The organism is Streptomyces xingningensis (assembly GCF_054957865.1).
On the sequence record NZ_JBDJPF010000077.1, the window covers coordinates 1 to 18,110 of the forward strand.

Below are 18,110 nucleotides of genomic sequence, written 5' to 3' on the forward strand. Positions count from 1 at the left end.
CAGCGTTAGCTGGGGGAGCGCCGCAGGGCCCGTGCCGACCCATCGGACACCCCCTGGGGGGTGTCCGCCGTACCGGTCCTGCGGGACGGGCGGGCCCGCTTCCGGTACAACGTGCACATGATCTATCACGTGGTGCACCTGGACGACTGGCTCGCCCTGCCCGACCGCCCGTACGCGCCCGCTTCCCTGGACACCGAGGGATTTGTGCACTGTTCCCCCGACGAGGCCACGACGCTGGCGGTGGCCTCCGCCTTCTACCACGGCACCCCGGGTCCGCTGATGGCATTGCTGATCGACGAGCACCGGCTCGGCGTCATGGTCCGCTGGGAGGCGGCCGCCGGGGCGCTGCCCGCCGGGGTCGCGCCGGGCACGCTCTTTCCGCATGTGTACGGGCGGATCGTGCGCGATGCGGTGCAGGGGATGATGGAGATCCAGCGGGACGAGGACGGCCGGGCGGTGAGCCTGGCCGTCTGGTCATAGCCCGGCCGTCATGCGGCGGCCACCACCCCGGGAGCTCGGCTAGAGCTCGACCTCGCGCATCAGCATGCCGACCTCGGTGTTGGTGAGGCGGCGCAGCCAGCCGGACTTCTGGTCGCCGAGGGCGATGGGGCCGAAGGAGGTCCGCACCAGCTTGTCGACCGGGAAGCCCGCCTCGGCCAGCATCCGCCGCACGATGTGCTTGCGGCCCTCGTGCAGGGTGACCTCGACCAGGTAGTTCTTGCCGGTCTGCTGCACCACGCGGAAGTTGTCGGCGCGGGCATAGCCGTCCTCGAGCTCGATGCCGCTCTTGAGCTGCTTGCCGATGTCGCGCGGGAGGGGGCCCTGGATGGCGGCGAGGTAGGTCTTCTGGACGCCGTAGCGGGGGTGGGTGAGACGGTGGGCCAGCTCGCCGTGGTTGGTGAGCAGGATGATGCCCTCGGTCTCCGTGTCCAGGCGGCCGACGTGGAAGAGCCGGGTCTCGCGGTTGGTGACGTAGTCGCCCAGGCACTGGCGGCCGTCCGGGTCCTCCATGGTGGAGACGACGCCCGCGGGCTTGTTGAGGGCGAAGAAGAGGTACGACTGGGTGGCCACGGTCAGGCCGTCGACCTTGATCTCGTCCTTCTCCGGGTCGACGCGCACCCCCTGCTCGGTGACGATCTGCCCGTTCACCTCGACACGGGCCTGCTCGATCAGTTCCTCGCAGGCGCGGCGGGAGCCCATGCCGGCCCGGGCCAGCACCTTCTGAAGCCGCTCGCCCTCCTGCTCGCCGAAGGTCTTGGGCAGGTTGGGACGGGGCTTGTTGTGCCGCTCGCGGTTGCGCTCCTCGATCTTGGCGTCGAGCTCGCGCGGGCGGGCCGGGGCGTACCGCCGGTCGCGGTCAGCCGCCGGGCTGCGGCGCGGGCCGCCCTTGGCCCCGCCCCGGGCGGCCGCACCCCGGCCGCCGGTGCCCCGGCCGCGCTCGGGCGCGTCATTGCCCACGTCGTAGCGGCGCTCCTCGGGGCGCGGCCGGCGGGGGCGCTCCTGCTGCCGGTCATCACGCCGGTCGCCGGAACGGCCGTCGTCCCGGCGCCCGGCACCGGAGCCGCCGCCCTCGTAGCGCCCGCCGGAGCGCCCGCTGCCGGAGCGGCCGCCCCCGGACGACGGGCGGGGCGATCCTGACCGCCCGCCACCCCGGTTGTCCCGGTTGCCGCTTCCGCTGTTCCTGCCGCTGCTTCGCATCAAAGTTCCGTCTTGTCGTCCGCTTCGGTGTCCGGGGCGTCCGGATCGAACGATGGCACCCCTTCCTGGGAGTCGCCCTCGACCGCTTCCGCCTCGGGGAGGAACGGGGCGAGCTCGGGAAGCTCGTCCAGGCCGCGCAGGCCCATCCGCTCCAGAAAGTAGTTCGTCGTCCTGTACAGGATCGCACCTGTTTCAGGTTCCGTCCCCGTCTCCTCCACCAGCCCGCGCTGGAGGAGAGTGCGCATGACGCCGTCGCAGTTCACCCCGCGAACGGCGGAGACCCGCGAACGGCTGACCGGCTGACGGTACGCGACGACGGCCAGGGTCTCCAACGCGGCCTGGGTCAGCCGCGCCTGCTGGCCGTCGAGGACGAAGGCCTCCACGGCGTCGGCGTACTCGGGGCGGGTGAAGAACCGCCAGCCCCCGGCCACCGGCCGCAGGTCGAAGCCGCGCGCCTGGGCGGTGTACTCCTCGGAGAGCTCGCCCAGCACCTGGGCGAGCTCGCGGCGCGGCCGTTGGAGGACCTTGGCCAGGTGTTCCTCGGTGACGGGCTCGTCGACGACCATGAGGACGGCCTCCAGCGCGGGCTTGAGCTCGAGCGCGGCGACGACCGTGGTGGGCTCATCCTCCGGATCCGAGGCCTCCGGATCCGAAGCCTCCGGATCCGCGGTCTCCCGGTCCCAGGTCCCCGGGCCGGGAGTCTCCCGGACGGCGGTCTCCGGGCCAGGGGTCTCGGTGTCGGTCATGGCGCGGTCTCCTCTGTCGCCTCTTGGTCGTCCGCCTCCTGGCCGTCCCGGTCGGCCGGTACCTCTTGGTCGAACTCGTCGGTCACCACCGGCGCCGCGTCCGCCGTGCCCGTCCAGCGGACTGTGAGGGCCCCCAGGGCCTCGTCCTGGTCGAGGACGACCACCCGCTCGCGGTAGAGCTCCAGCAGGGCGAGGAAGCGCGCCACGACCGTCAGGGTGTCCGGGGCGTCGGCGGTCAACTGCCCGAAGCTGGCCTCGCCCGCCTCCCGCAGCCGGGCCACCACAATGTCGGCCTGCTCCCGGACGCTCACCAGCGGGGCGTGGATGTGGTCGACATACACCTGGGGCGCCGGTTTGGGCTGCATCGCCTTCACCGCGAGCTCGGCGAAGCGGCGCGCGCCGATGGTGATGACGACTTCGGGCAGCAACTCCGCGTGGTGCGGCTCCAGCCCGACGGTACGGGGGTACCGGCGCCCCTCCACCGCCAGCCGCTCGCTGAAGATGTCCGCGATCCGCTTGTACGCGCGGTACTGCAGCAGCCGCGCGAACAGCAGGTCCCGGGCCTCCAGCAGGGCGAGGTCCGCCTCGTCCTCCACCTCTGCGGCGGGCAGCAGCCGCGCCGCCTTGAGGTCGAGGAGAGTGGCGGCGACAACCAGGAACTCGGTGGTCTGGTCGAGGTCGAAGTCCGGTCCCATGGCGCGCAGATGCGCCATGAACTCATCGGTGACCTTGGACAGAGCGACCTCGGTGACGTCCAGCTTGTGCTTGGCGATCAGCTGGAGCAGCAGGTCGAACGGGCCCTCGAAGTTGTCCAGCCGGACCGTGAACCGGCCGTCGTCCGCCGTGCCTCCGGCGTCCGCGCCGGGCGGTGGGGCGAGCCCCGCATCGGGCCCTGCCGGGCTCCCGGGCGCCTGGGCACCGGGCATCACGGCACCGGGCGCCGGGGCCCGGGGAGCTTCGGGCGGCGGATCGCCCGGCGCGCCGTCGCCGTCCGGTGGCGTGGTCCGGTTGCCGGGGCCGCGGCCCAGGGGGCGGCGGCCCGGGGCGCGGGAGGCGGCGGACATGGGGGTGGGCATGCGGAAGCGGTCCATCGGGGCTGGGGCAAGGCCGTCTGCGGCCTGTACGGGTCGGCGCGGCGGGCCGGTGCCCGCGCAGGGCAGGCTATCGGCAAACCACCGGCAAATGCCGTCAGCGGCCGCGCAGGCGCCGTACGAGGATGCTCGCGTCGCCGCGTGCCTCGAGGTCGGCGAGGACGACGGCGACGGCTTCCCGCACGATCCGCCCGCGGTCGACGGCGAGCCCGTGCTCGCCGCGCAGCACCAGCCGGGCGTGTTCAAGGTCCATGAGCTCCTCGGCGGAGACATAGACGGTGATCTTCTCATCGTGGCGTTCGCGGCCACTGGGGCGGCGGTTGGCGGCCCGGCCACGCCGCCGGGGCTGGGCGGGCTCGCTCCGGTCGGCGTTGCGGCCGGTGGCGGCGCGCTCCCGGTCCGCGGCGGCGGGGCGTCGCTCCTCGGCCTGCTCCCGGTCTGTTCCGGCGGTGCCCGTGGCGCCGCGCCCCGCTTCGGCGGGGGGTGCCGTGCCGCCCGGGGCGGGGGTGGGCTCGGCAGCGGCCGGGCCGGGCACCCGGGCGGGCGCCTCGCCGTTCACCTGCCTGCGGGGGGCCGAGGACTGCAGCCCCACCCCTCCGGTGGTGCGGAACAGTTCGTCGGCGCCGGGCAGACTCACTCGGCGTGACAACGGGCGAGCACCTCCCTGGCCAGCTGGCGATAGGCGGCGGCACCGACGGAGTTGGACGCGTAGGTGGTGATCGGCTCACCCGCGACGGTGGTCTCGGGGAAGCGGACCGTACGGCCGATGACGGTGTGGTAGACGTGATCGTCGAACGCCTCGACCACCCGGGCGAGGACCTCGCGGCTGTGCACCGTCCGCGAGTCGTACATGGTGGCGAGGATGCCGTCCAGCTCCAGCTCGGGGTTGAGCCGCTCCTGGACCTTCTCGATGGTCTCGGTGAGCAGCGCCACCCCGCGCAGCGCGAAGAACTCGCACTCCAGCGGCACGATCACCTTGTGCGCGGCGGTCAGTGCGTTGACGGTGAGCAGGCCCAGCGACGGCTGACAGTCGATCACGATGTAGTCGTAGTCGGCCATCAGCGGCTTGAGCGCGCGCTGCAGGGTGGACTCCCGGGCGACCTCGCTGACCAGCTGGACCTCGGCCGCTGACAAATCGATATTGCTCGGCAGCAGGTCCATGTTGGGCACGGCCGTCTTGAGCAGCACCTCGTCGGCCGACATGCCCCGCTCCATGAGCAGGTTGTAGACCGTCAGATCCAGCTCCATCGGGTTGACGCCCAGTCCGACGGAGAGCGCGCCCTGCGGGTCGAAGTCGACCAGCAGCACCCGGCGGCCGTACTCGGCGAGCGCGGCGCCCAGGTTGATGGTCGAGGTGGTCTTGCCGACCCCGCCCTTCTGGTTGCACATCGCGATGATCTTCGCCGGGCCGTGATCGGTCAGCGGACCGGGGATCGGGAAGTAGGGCAGCGGCCGGCCGGTGGGGCCGATGCGCTCGCGACGCTGGCGCGCGGCGTCGGGCGCGAGGGTGGCCGCGTACTCGGGGTCGGGCTCGTACTCGGCGTCGGGGTCGTAGAAGTGCCCGTCGGGCACTTCCTCGTAGTCGGCGAGACGGGCGGGGTCACCGCCGCGGTCGCCGGCCATGGCGTTCACGTGTTGACCGTCCATCATGCTCTGGTGGGCCATGCTCTGGTGGGCCGTCGGGATGTTCTGGTGGGCTGCGAAGGTATGGACAGCGACGGAGCCGACAGCTTGGAGTCCCACATGACTCTGGCCCTGCGCAGGCATTCCTGGGTGACCACCCCCGGGAGCAAATGTCGACTCATTCACAAGTCGTCCTACCTCCTTGGTGACCAGGAAACATCTAGATAGGTCAGCGTGGCACCATGCCGACGGTTGGCGACTCTATGGCGTGTCGGCGGTTCGCAGCAACACAATCCGCCGGAGACGGCACGATGTGTCGGCATTCGAACACCCTTCTTTCATGAGTGTTCGGGGCGCCACCCGGAAGTTACCGCAGCGGTCGGCCCGCCCGGGAAAAGCCCCGGCAGGGCCCTGCGAGCAAGGCCCTGCCGATTGCGTGTTCTTGGTGTTGCCGGGTTGACGCGTCAGCCGAGCAGCGTGCTCAGTTCGACGTACGGCAGGCCGTGCGCCTCGGCGACCGGGCCGTAAACGACCTGCCCCTCATGGGCGTTGAGGCCCTTGGCGAGCGCGGCGTCCCGGCTGAGCGCCTCCTGCCAGCCAAGGTTGGCCAGCTGCACGATGTAGGGCAGCGTGGCGTTGGTCAGCGCATAGGTGGAGGTGTTCGGCACCGCGCCGGGCATGTTGGCGACACAGTAGAAGACGGAGTTGTGGACGGTGAAGGTCGGCTCCGTGTGCGTGGTCGGCCTGGAGTCCTCGAAGCAGCCGCCCTGGTCGATCGCAATGTCGACAAGTACACTTCCGGGCTTCATCTTGGCGACCAGCTCGTTGGTGACCAGCTTCGGGGCCTTGGCACCCGGGATCAGCACCGCGCCGATGACCAGGTCGGCCTCGACGACGGCCTTCTCCAGCTCGTAGGCGTTGGAGGCGATCGTCTGCACCTTGGTGCCGAATATCCTGTCGGCCTCGCGCAGCTTGTTGATGTCCTTGTCGAGCAGGGTGACATGGAAGCCCATGCCGACGGCGATCTGCGCGGCGTTCCATCCGGAGACGCCGCCGCCGATGACGACGGCCCGGCCCGCCGCCGTGCCCGGGACACCGCCCGGCAGCACACCGCGGCCGCCCGCCGAGCGCATCAGGTGGTAGGCGCCGACCTGCGGGGCCAGCCGGCCGGCGACCTCGGACATCGGGGCGAGCAGCGGCAGCGCGCGGTTCCCGAGCTCGACGGTCTCGTAGGCGATGGCGGTGGTGCCGGACTGCAGCAGCGCGTCCGTGCACTCGCGGGAGGCGGCCAGGTGCAGGTAGGTGAAGAGGGTCTGGCCCTTGCGCAGGCGGTGGTACTCCTCCGCGATCGGCTCCTTGACCTTCAGCAGCAGGTCGGCGGTGGCCCAGACCTCATCGGCGGCGTCCAGGATGGCCGCGCCCGCCGAGGTGTACTCGACGTCCGTGATGGAGGAGCCGAGGCCGGCCCCCTTCTCCACGAAGACCTGGTGGCCGTTGCGCACCAGCTCATGGACGCCGGCCGGGGTGATGGCCACCCGGAATTCGTTGTTCTTGACCTCGCGGGGGATGCCGACCTTCACGTCGATCACGGTCCTTGAATCAGAGATTTTCAGGCTAATCCGGATATGCCCTGGCACACCAGGGCAGACCGCGTCGATCGCGGCCTAGCCAGTCTAATGAAGGATCTCGCGCTGTCTAGCCTTACAAAGCACCAATCTTTGAGCGCACTACTACTGAATTCGTAGGTTGTCCTGGATGTACCCCCTGAGTACCGGGGCTAAGCGCGGCCGCTCGGCTGTGCGACGGGCGCCGTTTCCCGCTCCGCCTCGAGCAGCTGCTCCGCCGCCTCCCGGTGCAGCAGGGCCGCGGCCGGGTCGCCCGCCCGCTCAAGGGCGTCCGCCAGCCGCAGCCGCACCGCCGCCTGCAGCCGGTCGTCACCCGCGTACCGCGCGCACTCCAGCGCCTCCAGACAGGTGCGCAGCGCCTCCTGCGGCCGTCCCGCGCACTCCAGCACCCACGCGGCCTCGCTCAGCGCCCGGGCGTGCCCGGGCAGGTCCCGCAGCCTGCGGCAGGCGGCGGCGGCCGCCCGCCAGTTGCGCAGCGCTTCGCCCCACTGGCCCGCATGGGTGTGCACCGCGCCCAGCCGCCCGTACAGCCGTGCCTGGTCGGCGAGTTCGCCCCGGGTCAGCCGCAGCTCGAGCCCCCGCCGGTACCAGTCGGCGGACCGCTGCCAGTCGCCCAGCTCCTGGTAGGCGGCGGCGATGGACTCCAGCGACCGGCTGGTCGCATAGGGGTCACCGGCCTGGCGCGCCGCCCCCAGCGCCTCCCGGTACCGGCCGAGCGCGCCCTCGGTGCGGCCGGCCCTGGCGTCCAGATCGCCGAGGTTCAGCAGCGCGGCGGCCTTCTCCAGCGACATCCCGCAGCGCTCCGCCACATCGAGGACAAGCTGGTGCAGCCCGTACAGCTCACCGGCCGCCGCCGGACCCAGGTGCGCGGTGAGCGCCCGGGTCAGCGCCGAGACCAGCCGCCGGGCCAGGGTGTCCAGCCGGCCGTCCGCCACCGCCAGCCGCGCGGCCGCCAGCAGGGACGGCAGCCTAGAGCGCAGCCACTCCGCCGCGACCCGCGACGACGGAAACCGCAGCGGTCTGGGCAGTTCGGCGACCCGTTTGCGGACCGAGGGATCGTCCAGCTCGGCGGCGGCCCGGCAGGAGTGCAGCTGCCGTACCACCCGCTCCAGCATCCGCGCCCGGGCCAGTTCGACCTCGGCCGGGCGCTCCCGGGCGTCCAGCAGGGTCCGGAGCATCGAGGCCAGGCAGCCCGGCACCTGGTACTGCGGGGGCAGCGCCCCGGGAGCCCCCGGCAGCCCGTCCACCGGCACGATCCGCAGCAGGCCGCGGGCGGCGAAGTCCTCCAGCGCGGCCTGGGCGGCGGACACCGAGCAGCCCGCCAGCGCGGAGGCCGTGTGCGCGTCGGCCGGACCGGCCGGAGCCAGGGCGAGCAGGCGCAGTATCCGGGCGGGGAGCGGTGGCAGCGCCTCATGGGCGAGCCACAGGGCCCGCGCCAGCGGACGGCTCGCGTCGCCCTCGTACTCCTCGGGCACCGGCTGCTCCCGCAGCCGCCTGGCCGCGTCGGCGACCGACATCTTGGGCAGGGCCGCCAGCCAGCCGCCCACCAGGACCAGGGCGGCGGGCTGCCCGCCGCACTCCTGCACCACGGCGCTCGCCGCCGTCGGATCGCAGGTGATCCGGGTCGGACCGGCGTACCGCTCCAGGAGGTCGACGGCGGCGGACGGCTCCAGGCCGCCCAGCGCACACGGCCGTACGTCGGGAACTCCGGTCAACGGCCCCCGGGAGACGGCGACGACCAGGCACTCCGGCTCGTCCGGCAGCAGCGGCTCCACCTGCTCGGCACCGGCGGCGTCGTCCAGGAGCAGCAGCACCCGCCGCCCGCCCAGAGCGCCGCGCAGCGCCTCGGTCAGCTCGTCCGCGTCCGCTCCGGGCGGTACCGGCGCGGACAGCTCGCCGAGCAGGGCGCGGGCGGTCCGCTCGGTGGGTACGGGCGTACCGTCGGCGTCCGTCAGCCGGGCGCGCAGCACCCCGTCGGGGTAGTCCCGCTCCAGTTGCCGCGCCAGTTCCTCGGCGAGCGCCGTCCGGCCGGAGCCGGGGCGCCCGGCGATGAGCAGTACCCGGCCGCGCGGGCGCTTGCGGCCGGAGAGTGTGTCGAGCCCGGCGCGGGCGATGTCCTCGCGCAGCTCCTTGAGTTCACGCCCGCGGCCGACGAACCGGCTCGCGCCCGTCTCCAGCGCCCGCTCCGTCACGGGTCCACTCCCTCCACCGGCCGACGGCCGGGCAAGCGCCGAGCCTAGTTCACGGGGGCCACGTCCGGAGGAGCTGCACCCTTCGACGTGCGACGATCACCTATTCGGCTTTTCCGATGGACGGATGATGACGGGCCGAGGGCTGGCGGCCGCCGGCCCTACGCCTCGAACGGCCGGGCGGGCCAGGGCGCCCCCGCCGGGCGCAGCGCGTCCAGGCCGTCCCCCGCCAGCGCGGCGGCGAGCGAGAGGACGCCGACCGTCAGGCAGTTGTTGTGCAGCTCCCCCGCGAGGATGCCGGTCACCAGCTCGGACAGCGGAACCCGGGCCAGCTCCATGTCGGCCTCCTCCTCGGAGACTTCAAAGCGCTCGCCCTCGGCCTCGGAGAGCCCACGTGCCAGGAAGATCCGCACGGCCTCGTCGCAACCGCCCGGCGAGGTGTAGACATCGGTCAGCACCCGCCAGTCCTCGGCCTTGACGTGCGCCTCCTCATAGAGCTCCCGCTGGGCCGCGTGCAGCGGGTTCTCGCCGGGGACGTCCAGCAGGCCGGCCGGGATCTCCCACAGCTTCTGCCGGACCGGGTGGCGGTACTGGTTGATCACCAGGACCCGGCCCTGCTCGTCGAGGGCGACCACGGCGACCGAGCCGGGGTGCACCTGGTAGTCGCGGTTGACGGTGGAGCCGTCGGGCATGACCACCACATCCGTGCGCACGCTGGTCTTGTTGCCGGTGAACGGCGTGCTGGTCGCGGTGGTCTGCCAGGCCTCGGCGGTGTCCTTGATGCCCATCTGCGTCCTCCCGGGAATAACGAAACCGGGGCGAGCACCCCGTGAGGGAGGCACTCGCCCCGGTCAACCGTATAGGTCAGCCCTGCCGGCGCTGCACGGCTGCCTTGATCAGGCCGGCGAAGAGGGGGTGGGGACGGGTGGGGCGGGAGCGGAGCTCGGGGTGTGCCTGGGTGGCGACGAGGTAGGGGTGGATCTCGCGGGGGTACTCGACGTACTCGACGAGCTTGTTGTCGGGGGAGGTGCCGGAGAAGAGGAGTCCGGCCTTCTGCTCCAGTTCGGCCCGGTAGGCGTTGTTGACCTCGTAGCGGTGCCGGTGGCGCTCTTCGACGTAGGGCTGGTTGTCATAGGTCTCGCGGACGATGGAGCCCTCGGCGAGCTTGGCCGGGTACATGCCCAGCCGCATCGTTCCGCCCATGTCGCCCTCGCCGGCGACGATTTCCATCTGCTCGGCCATGGTGGAGATCACCGGGTGGGCGGTGGCCGCATCGAACTCGGTGGAGTTGGCGCCCTGGATGCCGGCCAGATTACGGGCCGCCTCGATGACCACGCACTGCAGGCCCAGGCACAGGCCCAGCAGCGGGACCTTGTTCTCCCGGGCATAGGTGATGGCCTGGACCTTGCCGTCCACGCCACGGTCACCGAAGCCGCCGGGCACACAGATCGCGTCCACGTCGCCGAGCTGGGCGGCGGCGTCGGCGGGGGTCCTGCAGTCGTCCGAGGTGACCCACTTGATCTTCACCCGGGCCCGGTTGGCGAAGCCGCCGGCCCGGATCGCCTCGGTCACCGACAGATAGGCGTCGGGCAGGTCGATGTACTTGCCGACCAGGGCGACGCCGACCTCGTGCTCGGGCTGGTGGACCCGGTCCAGCAGGTCGTCCCACTGCGCCCAGTCCACGTCCCGGAACGGCAGGTCCAGCTTTCGCACCACATAGGCGTCCAGGCCCTCGCTGTGCAGGACCTTGGGGATGTCGTAGATGGACTTGGCGTCGATGGCGGCGACGACCGCGTCCTCGTCCACGTCGCACATCAGGGAGATCTTGCGCTTGATGGCGGTGGGGACCTCGCGGTCGGCGCGCAGCACGATGGCGTCGGGCTGGATGCCGATGTTGCGCAGCGCGGCCACGGAGTGCTGGGTGGGTTTGGTCTTCAGCTCGCCGGAGGGGCCGATGTAGGGCAGCAGGGAGATGTGGACCACGAAGACGTTGTCGCGGCCGACTTCGTGGCGGACCTGGCGGACCGTTTCCAGGAAGGGCAGGGACTCGATGTCGCCGACGGTGCCGCCGACCTCGGTGATGACCACGTCGACATCGTCGGTGGCCATGCGCCGGATGCGGTGCTTGATCTCGTTGGTGATGTGCGGGATGACCTGCACGGTGTCGCCGAGGTACTCACCGCGGCGCTCCTTGGCGATGACGCTGGAGTAGACCTGGCCGGTGGTGACGTTGGCCGAGCCGTCCAGGTCGACGTCGAGGAAGCGCTCGTAGTGGCCGATGTCCAGGTCGGTCTCGGCGCCGTCGTTGGTGACGAACACCTCGCCGTGCTGGAAGGGGTTCATGGTGCCCGGGTCGACGTTCAGGTACGGGTCGAGCTTTTGCATCGTCACCCGCAGACCCCGCGCCTTGAGCAGCGCACCCAGGCTGGAGGCGGTCAGCCCCTTGCCGAGCGAGGAAGCAACACCCCCGGTGACGAAGAGGTGCTTGGTCGTCGTGGGCTTAGCGGCAATGGCCAAAGGGGGGCTCCCGTGGTCGCGAGGTGAGGTGCGTATCGGCGATCACCCGGTTTTCTCGGGGGTGCCGTCGCTGCGGTTCGGGGGTTCTGCTCCCACCGGTCCACGGGCTACCAGGGTATCAGCGCCCCGGGGCGGACGCTCCCGGTGACGCGGTGCGACGGCCGCACAAACCCTGCGTCACAGGTAACCCATTCGGCACAGATTCCCCTGCGAACCGTCGCGCGTGTGCCAACTCCTCGTCGTATCCTGCTCGGACACACGCAGCGAGCCGGCCGGCCGGCACCATCCAAGCCCCTTTCCGGAACCAGAGCTCGTCAGAAATCGCTTGCCCGCAAGAGGCCCTCCGGGGTCACGATGCCGTTCGACTGGAGATGACGTGGCCGGGCGTATCGAGGATTACGCACTCATCGGCGATATGCAGACCGCCGCCCTGGTCTGCCGGGACGGCACGGCCGACTGGCTGTGCCTACCGCGGTTCGATTCCCATGCGGCCTTCGCCGGGCTGCTCGGCACCGAGGAACACGGCTACTGGCGGATCGGCCCGGCGCACCCCTCGGGGGCGGCGCCGCCGCGCGCCGACCGCCGCCGGTACCGGGGGGATTCCCTCGTGCTCGAATCCGAGTGGGACACCCCGCGCGGCACGGTCCGGGTGATCGACTTCATGCCGCCGCGCGATGGCGCCCCCCAGCTGATCCGCATCGTGGAGGGCGTCAGCGGCCGGGTGCCGATGCGCTCCGCCCTGCGCATGCGGTTCTCCTACGGGCGGGTGGTGCCCTGGGTGCACAAGGTGGGCGACCGCACGGTGGCGGTCGCGGGCCCCGACTCGGTGTGGCTGGACACCACCGCCGACACCTTCGGCAAGGACCTCACCACCTACTCCGACTTCACCGTCTCCCCCGGCGAGCGCGTCGCCTTCACCATCAGCTGGCAACCCTCGCACCGCGAGCCCCCCGCGCTCCCCGACCCGGACGGTTCGCTGGAGGCCACCGAGGAGTTCTGGCGGGAGTGGGTCGAGCACTGTACGTACCACGGCCCCTACCGGGACGCCGTCGTACGGTCGCTGATCACCCTCAAGGCGCTCACCTACGCCCCCACCGGCGGCATCGTCGCCGCCCCCACCACCTCGCTCCCCGAGGAGATCGGCGGCGTCCGGAACTGGGACTACCGCTTCACCTGGCTGCGGGACGCCGCGATCACCCTCTCCTCGCTGCTGCGCACCGGCTATCGCGAGGAGGCCCGCGCCTGGCGCGAGTGGCTGCTGCGCGCGGTCGCGGGCGACCCCGAGAACCTCCAGATCATGTACGGCATCGCGGGCGAACGGGAGTTGGGCGAGGCGGAGCTGCCCTGGCTGCCCGGGTACGAGAACTCCCGGCCGGTACGGATCGGCAACGGCGCCGCCGACCAGCTCCAGCTGGACGTCTACGGCGAGGTCACCGAGGCCCTGCACCTGGCGCACATGACCGGCCTGGCCCGCAACGACTACGCGAGCCTGCTCCAGTTGCGCCTGATCGGCTACCTCGAGGACCACTGGAACGAACCGGACGAGGGCATCTGGGAGGTGCGCGGCCCGCGCCGCCACTTCGTCCACTCCAAGGTGATGGCCTGGGTCGCGGTCGACCGCACCATCAAGCTCATCGAATCCGGTGATGTCGACGGCCCGCTGGAGCGCTGGCGGGAGATGCGCGACGACATCCACCGCGATGTGTGCGAGAAGGGCTACGACAAGGAGCGCAACACCTTCACCCAGTCCTATGGCTCCAAGGAGCTGGACGCCTCGCTGCTGCTGATCCCGCAGATGGGGTTCCTGCCGCCGGACGACAAGCGGGTCATCGGCACCATCGAGGCGATCCAGCGCGAGCTGTCCACCGCGGACGGCTTTGTCCTGCGCTATCCGACGGCCGGCCAGGACGCGGGTGTGGACGGGCTGGAGGGCGACGAAGGGGCCTTCCTGGCCTGCTCGTTCTGGCTCGCCGACGACCTCGCGATGATCGGCCGGGTCGACGAGGCCCGCCAGCTCTTCGAGAAGCTGCTCGCGCTGCGCAACGATCTGGGGCTGCTGGCGGAGGAGTGGGATCCGCACCGGGGGCGCCAAGTGGGCAACTTCCCGCAGGCGTTCAGCCATGTGCCGCTGATCGACACGGCACTGCGGCTCACGGCCTCGAGCGCGTTCGGAGGCTGAAGTACAGCGCGAAGGCGCTGACGGGGGCGGCGAGCACGGCTGCGGCGGCATTGAGACCGCCGTAGCCGTAGAGGGCGACCAGCGCGCCGGAGAGCGCACCGCCACCGGCCCCCACCAGGTTCATCAAAGTGTCGGACAGCCCCTGGACCTCCGGGCGGTGCCCGGCGTCCACCGACTCGCTGAGCAGCGTGGAACCGGCCACCGTCGCACAGGACCAGGCCACTCCCAGCAGGAACAGCCCCACGGCGACCGGCACTTGACGGCCTCCGGCGGTCCCCGCCAGCAGGGTCGCGGCCACGAAGACCACCTGCCCCAGCAGGATCACCGGCACCCGGCCGATCCGGTCCGCCAACCGTCCCACCAGCGGCGAGAGCCCGTACATCCCGGCCACATGGACGCTGATCGTCAGGCCGACGACGCTCAGCGAGGCGCCGTGGTGGGCAAGATGGACCGGCGTCATGGTCATCACCGACACCATCACGGCATGCCCGAGGACCAGCGCGCCCAGCCCGGTCAGCGCGGCGGACGAGGCCGTCACCTGCCGCAGCGCCCCGCGCAGCCGGGCACCAAAGCCCTGCGACGCGTCCGGCCGCACCGTGCCCCGCTCCCCGGCGAGCAGCAGCGGGTCGGGGCGCAGCCGGGTGTGGATCACGGCCCAGCCGACGCCGAAGGCGGCCACGGAGAACACGAATGTGCCGGCCGCGTCGGGCAGTTGCACGGCGCGGGCCACGACCTCCCCGGGGCCGCTGAGGTTGGGGCCGAGGACACTGCCGACCGTGGTGGACCACACCACCAGGGACAGCGCCCGGGCCCGGGACCGGGGCTCGGCGAGGTCGGCGGCGGCATAGCGGGACTGCAGGTTGGCGGCGGAGGCGGCGCCGATGAGGAGCATGCCCAGCAGGGCCAGCGGGACCCAGCCGAGCCCCGCCCCGGCCAGCACCGTCACCGCCCCGGCCGCCGCGATCAGCCAGCCGGCGCCGAGCCCGGCCCGCCGCCCGCGCGCCCGGGACAGCGCGGCCAGCGGCACGGACATCAGCGCCGCACCCAGCGTGGTCACGGTAGTGGCGAAGCCCGCGGTGGACTCGGAGCCGCTGAGCCGCACCAGCAGCAGCCCGCCCGAGGAGATCATCGCGCCCATGCCGATCCCGGCGACGACCTGGACGGCCATCAGGACCCGGACGGTGTGCCGCTGCACTTCCGTGCGGTCGGGTGGGTCGGATTTGCGCGCTGTGCCGGGTATTTCGGGCTGGTCCGGCGCGGGGCCGGCGGTGGCAGCTGCGGTCATGCGGCACAGGGTAGGGCTGCGCCGCGTTGCGGGGTTCGGGGGCGGAGCCCAGGAAACGGTCGGGAAACGGTGAAGCGCGGGCACCTCTCAGCGTTGGCCGGGCTCTCAGCGTTGGCCTGCGGAGGGACCGGGGCACAAGAACCCCCAACAGTGGCCCCTGCCACACCCGTCCCGTAGGTTCGCGGCTATGGAACCGCAAGGCCCGCAGGGCACCATCACCGTGGCCCGCGCCCTCGACCTCCCCGCGCTGCGCCGAGGTCTGCCCGAGGTGCTGGCCGCCGGCGACCGGCTGCACCGCCCGGTGCGCTGGGTGCACGCGGGTGAGGCCCCGAACATGGCCGCCCTCCTCAAGGGCGGGGAACTGCTGCTGACCACCGGCCTGGGCATCGGCACCCGCCCCGCCGAACAGCGCGCCTTCCTGCGCGGCCTGGCGGAACGCGGCATCGCCGCCCTCGTGGTGGAACTGGGCACGCACTTCACCACCCTGCCCCCCGCCGTGGTGAACGCGGCCCGCGCCCATGGGCTGCCGCTCGTCCAGCTGCACCGGGAGGTGCCCTTTGTGGCGGTGACCGAGGAGATCCACACCGAGCTGGTCAATGAGCACTACGCACTGCTACGGCACGCCGAGGACGTACAACGGCAGTGCACGGAGGTACTGCTGGCGGGCGGTGGTGTCCCCGAAGTGCTGCGCCTGTTCGCGGACTTCGCGGGCAATCCGGTCTTCCTCCAGGCCCCGGACGGCCGGCTGCTGTACGCGGCCGGTCCCACCCCGGCCCCACCCGGTGCGGCCGATCCGCTCCAGGTCTGGGACGGCCTGCGCACGGCGGGGCTCGCCGGGAGCCTGATCACCGACATCCCGGGCCGGGGGCCGGGCCCGGACGCGGTACGGGCCCGGCTGACCGTCCTGCCGGTGAACACCGCGCTCGCCCCCGTGCACCGGATCGCCGCCGACCGGATGGCCGGGCTGCTGGCGGTCGTCCTGCTCCAGGCCCGGCAGGAGGAGGAGTTGGCGGCGAGGGGCCGCGGCGACTTCCTCACCGAGCTGGCCGAGGGGCGGATCGACCCGGCGGAGGCGCCCGCACAGGCTCGCGTCCTGGGCTTCCGCCCGGGCCCGGGGCCCCTGTTGCCGGTGGTACTGCGGATGCCCGTGGACCCGCTGCCGACGGACAGTTGGGCCGCCCTGACCTGCGCGGTCCAGCAGGAGCTGGCGGCGGTGGGGGTGCCGGTGCTGCTGGGCGTACGGCTCCCGGAGGGCCGGATGCCACTGCTGGCCGGGCTGCGCGACGAGGCCGAACGGACGGCGGTCGCCGACCGGTTGGCCACCGCGCTGCGCGCGGGGGCGGCGAAGGCCTCCGCCCGGCGGCCGGTGGTGGTGGCCGGCACCCCGGCCGCCTGGGCCACCGCGGGCGCGGGCCTGCGCCACGCGGCGGACGCGGCCACCGCGGCCGAGGGGCTGCCCGACCGGCCGTGGCACGACGTACGGCGACTGGACGTCGACCTGTTGCTGTGGCGGATGCGCCGCCACGGCGACCTGGCGGCCTTCGTCGAGCGCGTCATCGGCCCCCTGCTGGCCCACGACCGAACCGCCCGCCCACCACTGCTGCCCACCCTGGAGGCGTACCTGGCGCACGCCGGCCGCAAGGCGGAAACCGCCCGCGACCTCCATCTCAACCGCCAGACCCTCTACGACCGGCTGGCCCGCATCACCCGGCTGCTGGGCACGGACCTGGAGGACCCGCAGACGGCCCTCTCCCTCAACCTGGCTCTCCGGGCCCGCCGGTGGACCGGCTGAGCGGACGTGCCGGAGTCCGGTGCGGCTCCGCCGCGTGGGCGTGACCGGCCACGGACGGCCCGCGGTCGCCCGACCGCGCGGCCGGCGGAGCGCTCAGCGCCCGCTCAACTCGTCGTAGACGCTCAGCACATGGGCCACCGTGTCGTCCTCCGACGGCCAGGTCGCCGCCTGCACCCGCCCCGCGGAAACCAGCTCCGCCCGCCGCCCCGGGTCCGCCAGCAGCCGGGTGACCGCGGCGGCCAGCGCCACCGCGTCCCCGTACGGCACCAACTCCGCGGCGTCCCCGACCAGATCGGGAACCCCGCCCACCGAAGTGGCGACCAAGGGCACCCCCGCATGCAGCGCCTCCTGCGCCAGCAGCGACCGCGCCTCCCACCGGCTCGGCACAATCGCCATATCAGCCGCCGCCAGCAGCTCCGGCACATCATCCCGCCGCCCCACCAGCCGCACCGGAAGCGCCTCCTCCTCGATCCGGCGCTGCAGCTCTGCCCGTTCGTGCCCCTCCCCCGCCACGATCAGCAAGGGCTCCGGATCCAGCTCCCGCCACACCCGGGCCGCGTCCAGCAGCGGCCCGTACCCCTGATCGGGCTCCAACCGCCCCACGGCGACCAGCAGGGGACGGCACACGGCGCCGAGCTCCGCGCGTGCCTTGTGCCGGGGCATGTCGTCCTCGGGCTCGTCGGAGACAGGGGGGCGCGGCGCCGGGAACGCCACCGGCGCCAGCCGGGCGTCCCGGGCGCCGCGCAGCCGCGCCTGGTCGACCAGGTCCGAGGAGGCGCCGAGCACCACCGTCGCGGTGCGCGCCGCCCGGCGCTCCATGAGCCGTACGACATGCGCCCGCGCCCCCGCCGCGCGCACCCGGGTGTGCCAGGTGACCACCAGCGGCGTGGCCCGGCCGCGCAGCGCGAGCGCGGCCAGCACCCCCGAGCGCAGACCATGTGCGTGCACCACATCCGCACCCGCGCTCGCCGCCCGGATCCCGGCCACCGCCAGGGCGTCCGTACCGGTCCGCAGCGCCTCGAACGACGCGCCCGAGGTGCCGAATCCATACCTCGCCCCGGTGCGCCCCGGGGCACACACCGTCACCCGCAGCCCCCGTGCGACGAGCCCGGCCGCCAGTGACCGCACATGCGCGCCGCTGCCCGCGCTCCCGCTGCCCAGCACCTGTACTGCGTGCAGGGGCGGTCGCCCCTGGGACACGGCGGATGTGCTGCTCACGCGGGGGAGGCTCCTGGCTCGGCGTCGGGACGGACACAAAATGTCTGGACGGACACAAAATGAGCGACACCTCGCGGTGCCGTGCACAGAATGCCAGCCGCCACTGACATCGCGACACCGCCGCCCCGTGGTTCGCCTGCCCTGTCT

At 72.6% G+C, this 18,110-nt stretch carries 14 protein-coding genes; 3 read left to right on the forward strand and 11 right to left on the reverse strand.

The window, feature by feature from the left end:
- Positions 1 to 117 precede the first annotated feature (117 nt).
- Complete coding sequence (locus ABCR83_RS28700; RefSeq protein WP_462698139.1) at positions 118 to 480, forward strand: DUF952 domain-containing protein; 363 nt, start codon at positions 118 to 120, stop codon at positions 478 to 480.
- Between the two features lie 39 nt (positions 481 to 519).
- Here the strand turns inward: ABCR83_RS28700 and ABCR83_RS28705 are convergent, their stop codons facing one another.
- The 9 genes from ABCR83_RS28705 to ABCR83_RS28745 form a co-directional block, all read right to left on the reverse strand.
- A complete protein-coding gene (locus tag ABCR83_RS28705) occupies positions 520 to 1,698 on the reverse strand; it encodes a pseudouridine synthase (RefSeq protein ID WP_462698140.1) in 1,179 nt (392 codons plus the stop codon).
- Complete coding sequence (gene scpB, locus ABCR83_RS28710) at positions 1,698 to 2,264, reverse strand: SMC-Scp complex subunit ScpB (protein ID WP_462698156.1); 567 nt, start codon at positions 2,262 to 2,264, stop codon at positions 1,698 to 1,700. The genes ABCR83_RS28705 and scpB overlap by 1 nt, the downstream gene beginning before the upstream one ends.
- 176 nt (positions 2,265 to 2,440) lie before the next feature.
- A complete protein-coding gene (locus ABCR83_RS28715; RefSeq protein ID WP_462698141.1) occupies positions 2,441 to 3,520 on the reverse strand; it encodes a segregation and condensation protein A in 1,080 nt (359 codons plus the stop codon).
- Positions 3,521 to 3,632: 112 nt separating this feature from the next.
- Positions 3,633 to 4,184 carry a hypothetical protein gene (locus ABCR83_RS28720; protein ID WP_462698142.1) on the reverse strand — a complete coding sequence of 184 codons (552 nt, stop codon included), beginning with the start codon at positions 4,182 to 4,184 and terminating at the stop codon, positions 3,633 to 3,635.
- On the reverse strand, positions 4,169 to 5,302 hold the full coding sequence (locus tag ABCR83_RS28725; RefSeq protein ID WP_462698143.1) for a ParA family protein: 1,134 nt from the start codon (positions 5,300 to 5,302) through the stop codon (positions 4,169 to 4,171). The genes ABCR83_RS28720 and ABCR83_RS28725 overlap by 16 nt, the downstream gene beginning before the upstream one ends.
- 320 nt (positions 5,303 to 5,622) lie before the next feature.
- A complete protein-coding gene (gene ald / locus ABCR83_RS28730; protein ID WP_462698157.1) occupies positions 5,623 to 6,738 on the reverse strand; it encodes an alanine dehydrogenase in 1,116 nt (371 codons plus the stop codon).
- Between the two features lie 197 nt (positions 6,739 to 6,935).
- Positions 6,936 to 8,975, reverse strand: coding sequence for a tetratricopeptide repeat protein (locus ABCR83_RS28735; protein WP_462698144.1), 2,040 nt, complete (start codon positions 8,973 to 8,975; stop codon positions 6,936 to 6,938).
- A gap of 158 nt (positions 8,976 to 9,133) precedes the next feature.
- Complete coding sequence (locus ABCR83_RS28740; protein ID WP_462698145.1) at positions 9,134 to 9,760, reverse strand: NUDIX domain-containing protein; 627 nt, start codon at positions 9,758 to 9,760, stop codon at positions 9,134 to 9,136.
- A gap of 76 nt (positions 9,761 to 9,836) precedes the next feature.
- Positions 9,837 to 11,489: a CTP synthase gene (locus ABCR83_RS28745; RefSeq protein WP_462698146.1), complete on the reverse strand. Its 1,653-nt coding sequence runs from the start codon at positions 11,487 to 11,489 to the stop codon at positions 9,837 to 9,839.
- Positions 11,490 to 11,904: 415 nt separating this feature from the next.
- Between ABCR83_RS28745 and ABCR83_RS28750 the strand changes: the two genes are divergently transcribed.
- Positions 11,905 to 13,668, forward strand: a complete 1,764-nt coding sequence (locus ABCR83_RS28750) for a glycoside hydrolase family 15 protein (RefSeq protein ID WP_462698158.1) — start codon at positions 11,905 to 11,907, stop codon at positions 13,666 to 13,668.
- Here the strand turns inward: ABCR83_RS28750 and ABCR83_RS28755 are convergent.
- Positions 13,640 to 14,953 carry an MFS transporter gene (locus ABCR83_RS28755; RefSeq protein ID WP_462698147.1) on the reverse strand — a complete coding sequence of 438 codons (1,314 nt, stop codon included), beginning with the start codon at positions 14,951 to 14,953 and terminating at the stop codon, positions 13,640 to 13,642. The two genes, ABCR83_RS28750 and ABCR83_RS28755, sit on opposite strands and share 29 nt — an antisense overlap.
- A 187-nt stretch (positions 14,954 to 15,140) precedes the next feature.
- Between ABCR83_RS28755 and ABCR83_RS28760 the strand changes: the two genes are divergently transcribed.
- Positions 15,141 to 16,745 (forward strand): PucR family transcriptional regulator, encoded by a 1,605-nt coding sequence (locus tag ABCR83_RS28760; protein WP_462698148.1) that lies wholly within the window; start codon positions 15,141 to 15,143, stop codon positions 16,743 to 16,745.
- A 93-nt stretch (positions 16,746 to 16,838) separates the two neighbouring features.
- On the opposite strand, the gene ABCR83_RS28765 is transcribed toward ABCR83_RS28760, so the two are convergent.
- Complete coding sequence (locus tag ABCR83_RS28765) at positions 16,839 to 17,963, reverse strand: glycosyltransferase family 4 protein (protein WP_462698149.1); 1,125 nt, start codon at positions 17,961 to 17,963, stop codon at positions 16,839 to 16,841.
- Between the last annotated feature and the right edge of the window lie 147 nt (positions 17,964 to 18,110).

What these genes read in the sequence shown, in the direction of transcription:
- ABCR83_RS28700 (WP_462698139.1), top strand. Translation starts at nt 118, where the DNA reads ATGATCTATCACGTGGTGCACCTGGACGACTGGCTCGCCCTGCCCGAC.
- ABCR83_RS28705 (WP_462698140.1), bottom strand. Translation starts at nt 1,698, where the DNA reads ATGCGAAGCAGCGGCAGGAACAGCGGAAGCGGCAACCGGGACAACCGG.
- scpB (WP_462698156.1), bottom strand. Translation starts at nt 2,264, where the DNA reads ATGGTCGTCGACGAGCCCGTCACCGAGGAACACCTGGCCAAGGTCCTC.
- ABCR83_RS28715 (WP_462698141.1), bottom strand. Translation starts at nt 3,520, where the DNA reads ATGCCCACCCCCATGTCCGCCGCCTCCCGCGCCCCGGGCCGCCGCCCC.
- ABCR83_RS28725 (WP_462698143.1), bottom strand. Translation starts at nt 5,302, where the DNA reads ATGCCTGCGCAGGGCCAGAGTCATGTGGGACTCCAAGCTGTCGGCTCC.
- ABCR83_RS28740 (WP_462698145.1), bottom strand. Translation starts at nt 9,760, where the DNA reads ATGGGCATCAAGGACACCGCCGAGGCCTGGCAGACCACCGCGACCAGC.
- ABCR83_RS28750 (WP_462698158.1), top strand. Translation starts at nt 11,905, where the DNA reads ATGCAGACCGCCGCCCTGGTCTGCCGGGACGGCACGGCCGACTGGCTG.
- ABCR83_RS28755 (WP_462698147.1), bottom strand. Translation starts at nt 14,953, where the DNA reads ATGACCGCAGCTGCCACCGCCGGCCCCGCGCCGGACCAGCCCGAAATA.
- ABCR83_RS28760 (WP_462698148.1), top strand. Translation starts at nt 15,141, where the DNA reads ATGGAACCGCAAGGCCCGCAGGGCACCATCACCGTGGCCCGCGCCCTC.